Origin of the sequence: Staphylococcus sp. GDY8P67P (genome assembly GCF_017892545.1) — a bacterium.
Classification (GTDB): domain Bacteria; phylum Bacillota; class Bacilli; order Staphylococcales; family Staphylococcaceae; genus Staphylococcus; species Staphylococcus ureilyticus.
Window position 1 is genome coordinate 186,423 of record NZ_JAESLH010000006.1, and the last position, 9,494, is coordinate 195,916.

The 9,494-nt window shown below is 32.7% G+C and carries 9 protein-coding genes and 1 pseudogene; 3 read left to right on the forward strand and 7 right to left on the reverse strand.

The window, feature by feature from the left end:
- Positions 1–190: 190 nt before the first annotated feature.
- The 3 genes from KA833_RS03415 to KA833_RS03425 all read right to left on the reverse strand — a co-directional run bounded on the left by KA833_RS03415 (position 191) and on the right by KA833_RS03425 (position 3,205).
- Positions 191–1,429, reverse strand: a complete 1,239-nt coding sequence (locus KA833_RS03415; protein WP_107365316.1) for an ABC transporter permease — start codon at positions 1,427–1,429, stop codon at positions 191–193.
- On the reverse strand, positions 1,422–2,321 hold the full coding sequence (locus KA833_RS03420; protein ID WP_073343950.1) for an ABC transporter ATP-binding protein: 900 nt from the start codon (positions 2,319–2,321) through the stop codon (positions 1,422–1,424). The genes KA833_RS03415 and KA833_RS03420 overlap by 8 nt, the downstream gene beginning before the upstream one ends.
- A 305-nt stretch (positions 2,322–2,626) precedes the next feature.
- On the reverse strand, positions 2,627–3,205 hold the full coding sequence (locus tag KA833_RS03425) for a DUF805 domain-containing protein (protein WP_064209343.1): 579 nt from the start codon (positions 3,203–3,205) through the stop codon (positions 2,627–2,629).
- 208 nt (positions 3,206–3,413) lie between these two features.
- On the opposite strand from KA833_RS03425, the gene KA833_RS03430 reads away from it, so the two are divergent.
- The gene (locus tag KA833_RS03430; RefSeq protein ID WP_046208518.1) at positions 3,414–4,022 is read left to right on the forward strand and encodes a DNA-3-methyladenine glycosylase; all 609 of its coding nucleotides are present in this window, start codon (positions 3,414–3,416) and stop codon (positions 4,020–4,022) included.
- Between the two features lie 143 nt (positions 4,023–4,165).
- On the opposite strand, the gene KA833_RS03435 is transcribed toward KA833_RS03430, so the two are convergent.
- The 4 genes from KA833_RS03435 to KA833_RS03450 all read right to left on the reverse strand — a co-directional run bounded on the left by KA833_RS03435 (position 4,166) and on the right by KA833_RS03450 (position 7,347).
- Entirely contained in the window at positions 4,166–5,494 is a 1,329-nt protein-coding gene (locus KA833_RS03435) for a Na+/H+ antiporter NhaC family protein (RefSeq protein ID WP_046208519.1), read from the reverse strand.
- 176 nt (positions 5,495–5,670) lie between these two features.
- A complete protein-coding gene (locus tag KA833_RS03440) occupies positions 5,671–6,474 on the reverse strand; it encodes a DUF4097 family beta strand repeat-containing protein (RefSeq protein WP_210128002.1) in 804 nt (267 codons plus the stop codon).
- Entirely contained in the window at positions 6,471–7,031 is a 561-nt protein-coding gene (locus tag KA833_RS03445) for an HAAS signaling domain-containing protein (RefSeq protein WP_210128001.1), read from the reverse strand. The genes KA833_RS03440 and KA833_RS03445 overlap by 4 nt, the downstream gene beginning before the upstream one ends.
- Positions 7,024–7,347, reverse strand: coding sequence for a PadR family transcriptional regulator (locus KA833_RS03450; protein ID WP_046208522.1), 324 nt, complete (start codon positions 7,345–7,347; stop codon positions 7,024–7,026). Before KA833_RS03450 ends, KA833_RS03445 begins: the two co-directional genes overlap by 8 nt.
- Before the next feature lie 351 nt (positions 7,348–7,698).
- Between KA833_RS03450 and gltS the strand changes: the two genes are divergently transcribed.
- Positions 7,699–8,904: a sodium/glutamate symporter gene (gene gltS / locus KA833_RS03455; RefSeq protein WP_046208523.1), complete on the forward strand. Its 1,206-nt coding sequence runs from the start codon at positions 7,699–7,701 to the stop codon at positions 8,902–8,904.
- A gap of 240 nt (positions 8,905–9,144) precedes the next feature.
- Positions 9,145–9,333, forward strand: a pseudogene (locus tag KA833_RS13845) (IS5/IS1182 family transposase); the annotation flags it as partial.
- Positions 9,334–9,494: the final 161 nt, after the last annotated feature.

Sequence of the window (9,494 nt, forward strand, 5' to 3'; positions counted from 1 at the left end):
TTATAAATATGTTTTATTTGGCATATTCAACAAACTCGAGGACCCTGTTTTACAATTCATACTTTCATAAAAAAAGTAGGAGTGAAACCATTATGTTGTTTGAGTTTCATTCCCCTACTTATATATTATGATACGGTTTTTAAAAGTTATTTGTTCATCTATAACTCATTTCTATAATCGTTAACATATGTTAATTTTTTCCGAAAACACGTTTCATAGATTTAAACAGACCTTTATCAAAACTTAAGATGGTATCTTTATAACTTCTTACTGCAATGTAAAGCAAGATAAATATGGTTACTATTGATAGACTCATACTTATTACAATTTCCCAAGTAGCTACATCAGGTGTTGATGCACGTAAAAACATGATAAAGGGAGATAATAAAGGAATAAAACTTGTAATCCTTATGATAGTCGTGTCAGGGTTTATAACACCAAACATTGCCGTATATAATGCAATGATACTAATCAACGTCATTGGCATAAGTGATTGATTAATGTCTTCGATACGTGAAGTAATCGATCCCAAAATAGCTGCCAATATAATATAGGAAAGTATACCTAAAATCAGCGATAGTATACCAACGATGATTAATTGTACTGTTAGATCATTCGGCTGTACATCAAATCCTTTAAGCATATCTCCAATATCAAATAACAGTACACTTATAATACCTACTACAATGAAAATACTAATTTGTGTTAATGCCACAGCAATGACGCCACACAATTTAGCAAGTATGTGTGTTACTGGTGATATGCTTGTAATAATCATTTCAATGACACGTGACGTCTTCTCAGTTGCAATTTCCATCGCTACTTGATTGGCATAATTTATGATAATGAAAAACATGAGCATAATACCTGCATATACGATAATCGTATTAAATGTTTTTTGTGATTCACTTAAATGTGTGCCATTCGCACTATCTGAAAGCACTTGTGAGCTTACTTCACTTTGAGATTGCAATTGCTTTAGCTCATCTTCAGATAGGTTCAAACTAGATGCCACAAGTTTGGTTTGGATAGTTGATAAAGTAGTTTGTAATTTTTGTTCATCTGTTTTCGAAACGGTATCCTTACTTAATATTTCACCAGTCAATTTATGATTATCATGTAATTGAATGACATACGCTTTATCTAACTTTTCATTTTTCACTTGTTGATGTGCTTGTGATTCTGTCATTTTTTTAAATTTCGCATCACTATCAAGATGGTCACTTTGTGCTTTAACCCCTTTATATATTGAGTCTTGATTGACTACGATACCAATCTTATCAGGCCCATTATCAAATAGATCAACGATTTTATTAATATTAGCTGCCGCCAACATTAATACAACGACAATTGCTGTGAAAATCATAAATGATTTTGTTTTAACTTTACTTTTATACGTAAGTGAAAAAGTAGCCCAAAATTTATCCATTTACCTCACCTACTTTATCTATAAAAATCTCATTTAATGTTGGTTCTATCACTTGAAATCTTTTTACAAAACCATACTGCACAACGATATGATATATTTCCTCTGCAATAGATTCGTCTTCTATTAATGCTCGTATTTCCCTCTTATTGCGTTCCACTTGGATAACCCCATTGATATCATCTATTTCTGGCATCGCTTGATTGGTTTCAATGATTACGCTTTTATTGCCGTGATTTGCTTTCACTTCACCAATCGGCCCTGAAACAACAAGTTCACCTTTATTCAAAATACAAACATCATCACAAAGCTCTTCTACATGCTCCATCCTATGAGAACTATAAATAATCGTCGTTCCTGCATCATTTAAATCTTTTACGGCTGATTTTAATAATTCAACATTAACTGGGTCTAAACCACTAAAAGGTTCATCCAAGATTAATAACTCTGGATTATGTAACATACTTGCTAATAGTTGTATTTTTTGTTGGTTCCCTTTAGATAATGATTCAATTTTCTTGTCCCTATTTTCTTCAATATCAAAACGATTTAACCAATAATCAATGGCTTTAGTTATTTCCTTGGATTTCATCCCTTTTAATGTAGCTAAGTATCTTAACTCATCGACCACTTTCATTTTTGGATGTAATCCTCGTTCTTCAGGCAAATATCCAATTTTATCATATATTGATTGGTCGATTGCTTTATCTTTATACAAAATTTGTCCTTCAGTAATCGGCGTCAACCCAAGTATCATTCTAAATGTTGTTGTCTTTCCTGCACCATTACGTCCTAAAAAACCTAGCATGTTTCCTTGTTCTAAATTTATCGAAATATCATTAACTGCTGTAAAATCCTTATATTTTTTTGTAACATTTGCTATTTTTAAGGACATGACAAGATTCCCTCCCTTAAAGTCTGTTAAGTATATATTGATAATAACATTTCACACCTTAAATATACATTTCAAATTGTCTTATATATAGAAGTTCTCATTTTGGTTCTTTCCAATGTTACAGCATGAGTCACAGCAATGATAGGTACAAATGTAGATGATGCTTTTCAACGCTACAATATTTTAGATAATGTATTAGGAATACATTATCTAAATTTATCTTATTTAAATGAATAAACTTTATAAAAACCCAAGTATCACGAAGCATATTAACAGCCTAACTCGTATACTTGGGTTTATTTTAATTATTGTTCTCTATACATGTCATCAATCTTAGTATATTGATTTGCATATTTATGGCTCGGACCATATTTATTTGTTTTGCGTTCACTATCCAAACAACTAACGACTAACGCATAAATACCAAAACCTATATAGAATGCGTACATCAATACGATGAAAATTATACTTGCAATATGATTCAAATCTGAATCTAATACAGCTATGATTAAAAATATGATGTAAGAAAATACTGTAATGCCTAAATAAATAAGCGGTAATAACATTGTTCTACCTGTATCATGAAACCTTCTAATAAATATTGCCCAATTAGGTATCAGCGTAGCCAAACCGTACACAACGAAATATATTAAACTGATGATAAGAAAAACTACGCTTATCATAATGACTGTTTCAGATTGAGAAGCAGCAGCGCTTATTAATGCAACCAAAGCAATAAAATATACAACGAACGCTGGTACTAGAAAAATTAAATGCCATAAAACCATATACCAATATTCACTTCTGCGTGCACGGCCCTTGAAGTTAAAATAATTTTTCCAAAATAGTTTTAATGCTTCTCCAAACCCAATTTTTCTTTCCAAATTGCTCCCCCCGTTTCAAGTTCATTTGATATAATGTTTATTTAACTTTAATATAGTCATTGATACTTTAACTACACTTTTTAATTTTTAGTAAACTTATAAAGTTATTCTACCAAAATTTACACATGGTTGTAACACAATTTTACAATTTAATAAAAAAGTTTGAAAAACATTTAATTTCTAAAACTATTATATGGAGGATTAGTAAATGGATTTTTTACAGCGAGATACAGTCACTATCGCCAAAGATTTATTAGGCGTACGTGTCATTTTCGAAGATGAATTACATACGTTTACAGGATACATTGTTGAAACTGAAGCATATGTTGGAAAAAAAGATCAAGCTGCTCACGGATTTAATGGCAAACGCACACCCAAAGTAGAATCTTTATATAAACTGGGTGGCACAATTTATGCGCATGTGATGCATACCCATCTACTTATCAACTTTGTAACGCAATTAGAAGGTGTACCTGAAGGTGTACTGATACGTGCTGTTGAACCAGAAGAGAATATTGAAGCAATGCGCTTAAATAGAAACAAAGACGGCTTTGAATTAACAAATGGCCCTGGAAAATGGACTAAAGCATTTAATATACCAAGACATCTGGATGGTTCACGATTAAATGAAGGCCATCTAAAAATAGATACTAAAAACCGTAAATACCCTAAACATATCGAGGAAACACCGAGAATTGGTATCCCCAATAAAGGTGAATGGACACAAAAACCACTTCGTTTTATCGTTAAAGGCAATCCGTACGTTTCCAGAATATCAAAACGTTCTACGGTACCGCCACAGGATACATGGCGTTAAAAAAGGAAACAGAGCTTTATATTTAATATATGCTCTGTTTCCTAAAATATTATTAAACTATTTGAATTATAATCGCTCATTTTAAATGCTCGTCTATGATATATGTTTTACTTTTCTACGCATTACCACAAACAAACTAAAAATTATTTAGAAAGTTTTTTATCTTTATCAAGTAAACCGAATTGTATCGTAATAACAGTACAAACAACAAATATCACAGGATAAAATGTGTATTTTAAAACTTCTATATAAGAAACATCACCATACTGTTCAACCATTAACATACCACTATCATGTGGCAACACCATTAAGGCACAACAAGCAAATATATCTAATAAGCTTGCCATTCGTTTAGGCGGTACCTTATATTCATCTCCAATTTCTTTAGCGATAGGCGCAGAAATTAAAATAGCTAACGTGTTATGTGATAAAGCAGCAGAAAGCACACCAGACATTAAACTAATCACATATTCCGCACTTTTACGGCCTTTTGCTTTCTCTTTCATTGTCTTAATGATCCAATCAATACCACCATAATATCGGATTAACGCCACCAGTCCTGATACTAAAAACGCCACAAGAAAAATAAGGAACATACTTTCCATACCTTCACCTATAGCTTTCGTAAACTGAAATATTCCCAAATTACCTTGAGCCAGACCAATGATACCTGCCATTATAATGCCAATGATTAGCACTAAAATCACATCTAGACCTGCGATTGCTGCTACAAGTACAAATAGATACGGCAGTATATTGATAAAGTTAAAACTTAAGTCACCTTCTACTTTACCCGTTCCACCCACAACTGCATATATCATTGCAGTAATAAGTGCAGCAGGTAGTGCAATCAACACATTCATCTTAAATTTATCTTTCATTTTAGCACCGACACCATTTGTTGCTGCAATTGTCGTATCTGAAATAATGGATAAATTATCACCAAAATATGCACCAGCAATCACAGCGGCACCAGCTGCTGCAACATTTAAATCCGCAGCTTGTGCTACAGCAACACCTACAGGAATAAATGCAGCTTGTGCCCCCGTAGAAGTACCTAAGGTTAGTGCAGCAAAACCGCTCATAATAAATATCCCAGGTATAAGCAGACTTGGTGGGATTACAGTAAGTCCCATATTCACCATTGCTGTTTTACCGCCCATTTCCGATGTCACCGTAGAAAAAGCGCCTGCTAATAAGAGAATTAGACCTAGATTAACAATACCGGAGTTACCTGCATGCTCTGTAAATATTTCAACTTTTTTAGTGAACTTTGTTTTTCTATCATAGCATGTCCAAGCAATAATGATGCCAATAAAAATAGCAACATGTCTTGGTAATTGATCAAAAGCATCTTCCTTACCCATTATGGTAAAAGTAATACCTACACCAATGTATAACCCTAAAAATATGACTAATGGCAGAAGTGCTAAAAAACCATATTGCTTATCACTTCTATTAAATTCCTGCATAACACTCCTCCTGATAAACCTAGTAATTTTATATGGCATATAGTATATCAAAAAATGAGTAAACACAGAAATTTAAAATCTCACCACGTCTCATGCTAAAAATAAAATGTGAGCATGAGCCAAAATCCAATTGACTTATGCTCACACACTGTTACTTAATAATTAATCTTACAGATTTAGTTGATTTCAGCATCACCTGTATCTGTTTTAATATGAATGAGATTTGATCCATTTCCTACTTGTTTGTTTTTAAACAAGTGATTGTTAATATCCAGCTCTCCTACGTCACTATCAAATTCTATCCGTGTATTGTTAGGCTGTTTGTCCGTGTAATCCATTGTTATATCGCCCACATCCGTTTTCACTTTAACCGGTTTATCAATTGGCATATCTTTGATATCAATTGAGCCAGTATCACCTTTGAACTCACCCGAATTAAATTGAGTTTTTGTCACATGCATATCCGCAACATCAACCTCAGCAATTAAACGGTCAAATTTTGCATGACTAATATTCAATTTCCCTACATCCGCATATAATTTAGCATAATCCGCTTTTATTTGATCAACCATAATCGAACCGGATTCAGTATTAACATTTAAATGACTTAATGATTTTGGTAAAGTAATCGTGACATCATTATGCTTAAAATCCATAAATGTGATATCAACATTGCTGTCTAATGGTTTATCTTTCACATATAACGTTCCGTTTTTCACCGTAGTATCCATGTTTATTTTATCGTTGGTGCCTCGTGATTCAACTTTAAGTTGATCTCCTCTTTTTAATTTTATATTACTGTTGCTCAAATCTACATTGAGTTTTTTCACCTCAGCATTATTGTCATATACTTTATGATAGTTCTCAGTGACTTCTTTCGATTTTTCACTTTCTACTTGAAACTGATTTACCACACCAATGCCACAAACAATCGTTATAATTAATCCAATTATGAAGAGGATAATTAGTGTTTTCTTCATGAAACTCCACTCCTTTTCACCACGTTTATGTTCCATTTGAGATACTTCACACAAATTAAATAAAATGCTTTAGTAATTAAATACGTAATCACAAATAACATTAATCCCATACCGAACAATGCACCTATCGCATAAACATCAAAAAGTAATATATTTTCAAACCCACTTAAAAACCCTTTCACTAATAACAATATTGGACTTAAAACGAATGAAATTGTAGTGACAATCAATGAAACAACGATACTCAACACGAAAACAAACGGTACTAAAATTACAAAGAAATTTAATATACTTAAACCCATCACTGCAAAAATGGCATTTCCTACGTCACCAAATTTTTTACTGTCAGCAGCTTTTTCTACAGCAGCTGTCGCATTCATTTCTTTAGCTAAAGTTCTAGGATCTCCTAACTCCTCTGAAATTTGTGCTTCTGATTTACCTTCTTTCAGTCCACTATAAAAATGTGTTTCATATTCATTTAAAATATCTTGTCGTTCTGCATCAGAATCATGTTTTAAATGTTTATGCAATTGTTTTAAAAATTCGTTTTTAGTCATTCCATTCACTCTCCTTTATAAATATTTCTACAATACTTGAAAATGATCGCCATTCATGTAATAAATCAGCTAACCTGTCATTACCTTGGTCAGTCACTTTATAATACTTCCTTGCTGGTCCTTCTGAAGAAGGTTGGTAGTATGTCGTGAGTTCTCCATTTTTCACTAATCTTCGTAACAATGGATATACTGTTCCTTCTGCAATACTCATATGCCTCGAAATATTTTGAACGAGCGAGTAACCATACTGGTCATCTCTTTTGATTATTAGCAACACAATAAGTTCAAGTGCGCCTTTTTTAAATTGACTATTCATATGTTACCTCCTATGGGAAACCAGTACTATACATTACACAGTAGCTGTCAAACAGAATATAACACACACTACTGTACATTGCAAGGTACTGTGCTATAAATATCCCTGATTAATTCCCCTTTAATTTTTGCGTATCAGACAATAGTATTATTGTCTGAAGATTACAAATAAAACAATCACTATTTATTCTATTTAGTATTTAATTCCAAACTAGATTTATGCGATTTAAATATGTATAATAGATAGCATGGAGTTTTGTAAGCACTTTCTTTATTGTCATTTTGCACACGACTCCATCCATATAACAAGACACACAGGAGAGTTTCATTTGAAATATAAGGGGGATTGAAAATGCTAGAGCTAGATGCAATTACTACTTTAGCAATCGCAAGTTTGTTATACCTGTTAGGTATATTTATTGTTAATCATGTTTCAATATTAAGAAAGCTTTGTATCCCAGCACCTGTTATCGGAGGCTTAATCTTCTCGATTTTAGTTGCAATTTTACAATCTACGAACATTATAACAATCAAACTAGATTCTGAATTCATACAAAACTTCTTTATGCTTGCGTTCTTTACAACAATTGGATTAGGCGCTTCTTTAAAGTTACTACGTTTAGGCGGAAAAGTACTCATTTTATACTTTATATTCTGCGGTTTTCTTGCAGTCTTCCAAAACCTAATTAGTGTTTCATTAGCAAAAGTATTAAACATTCCACCATTATTAGGCTTAACAGCTGGTTCTATGTCTATGGAAGGTGGCCATGGTAATGCAGCTGCTTATGGGCAAACTATTCGAGACATGGGGTTTGATTCTGCATTGACCGCAGCTTTAGCAGCAGCAACACTAGGCCTTGTAGCTGGTGGTTTAGTCGGTGGCCCTGTAGTAAAATTTTTAATAACTAAGTATAATTTAAAATCAGAACATGCAGAAGAAACAACAACAGACTATGGTAACGTGAAATCTAATGAATACTTACATAATCGCATGAACCCTACTACCATCTTTTTCTTACAATTTACGATTGTAACTATTTGTATGGCAATTGGTTCATATTTAGGAAATACATTCTCTGAATTAACTGGTATCAATATTCCTATATATGTTGGTGCAATGTTTGTAGCAGTTATCATTCGTAATATTTCTGAATATAATAATTTAAATCTTATTGATATGAAATTCGTTGATAAAATTAGTGACATATCACTAAGCCTTTTCTTATCAATCGCTTTGATGAGTATACAACTTACAGAAATATATCAATTAGCTTTACCTTTAATTATTATTGTTTTAATACAAGTAGTATTTATCGTGTTATTCTCAATTTTTATCGTATTCCGCGGTTTAGGAAAAGATTACGATGCAGCTGTAATGATTGGTGGGTTTATTGGTCATGGTCTAGGTGCAACTCCAAACGCTATGGCAAACTTAGATGTTATTACCAAAAAATTCGGTGCTTCACCAAAATCATATCTGGTCGTACCGATTGTAGGTGCATTTTTAATTGATTTACTTGGCGTCCCAATCGTTACTACATTTATCAATCTATTCTAATGCTGAATTTTGATTTTTAACATAGGAAAGATTCTGAGACATAGATCTTAAAAAAAATAGCACTCTGATGATTCAATTCATCGGAGTGCTTCTTAATTTGTTTCTATACTTCATATTGTTGGCTCGCTTTCTTAGGCGCAGCTTCAGCTTGTCCTGTTCCCTCAAGCGACTCGCCAAAATACAACGTATTCATATGTCATTTCACATTAAAATACTCAAAAACAAGGTCTTATATCAACCAAAATGATGTTAAAAATTATTCTACATGCATACAGACAATCTGAATGCTTTGGTCTTGTAACTGAAAAACTGTTTAATGATTGTATCTGAAAGTTGTAGCTCTCACAAAATCAAACACCGTCTTATAAAACAATGAATTGTTTTAGAGTAAATCTTAAAGTAGACGTCCTATTAGAACCTTTATTTCTTGGTATTAATGGTATTTAATATGAGAAAAGTAGTAACTCAATGAGCCAATTATAATTAAAATCAAAACCACCCGTATAACGGGTGGTTTGTTCTTCGGCTATAAGCCTTTGTTACTGACCAGCCCTGATAAGGGCTCTGAGAAGATCAGCCATATGTACTAC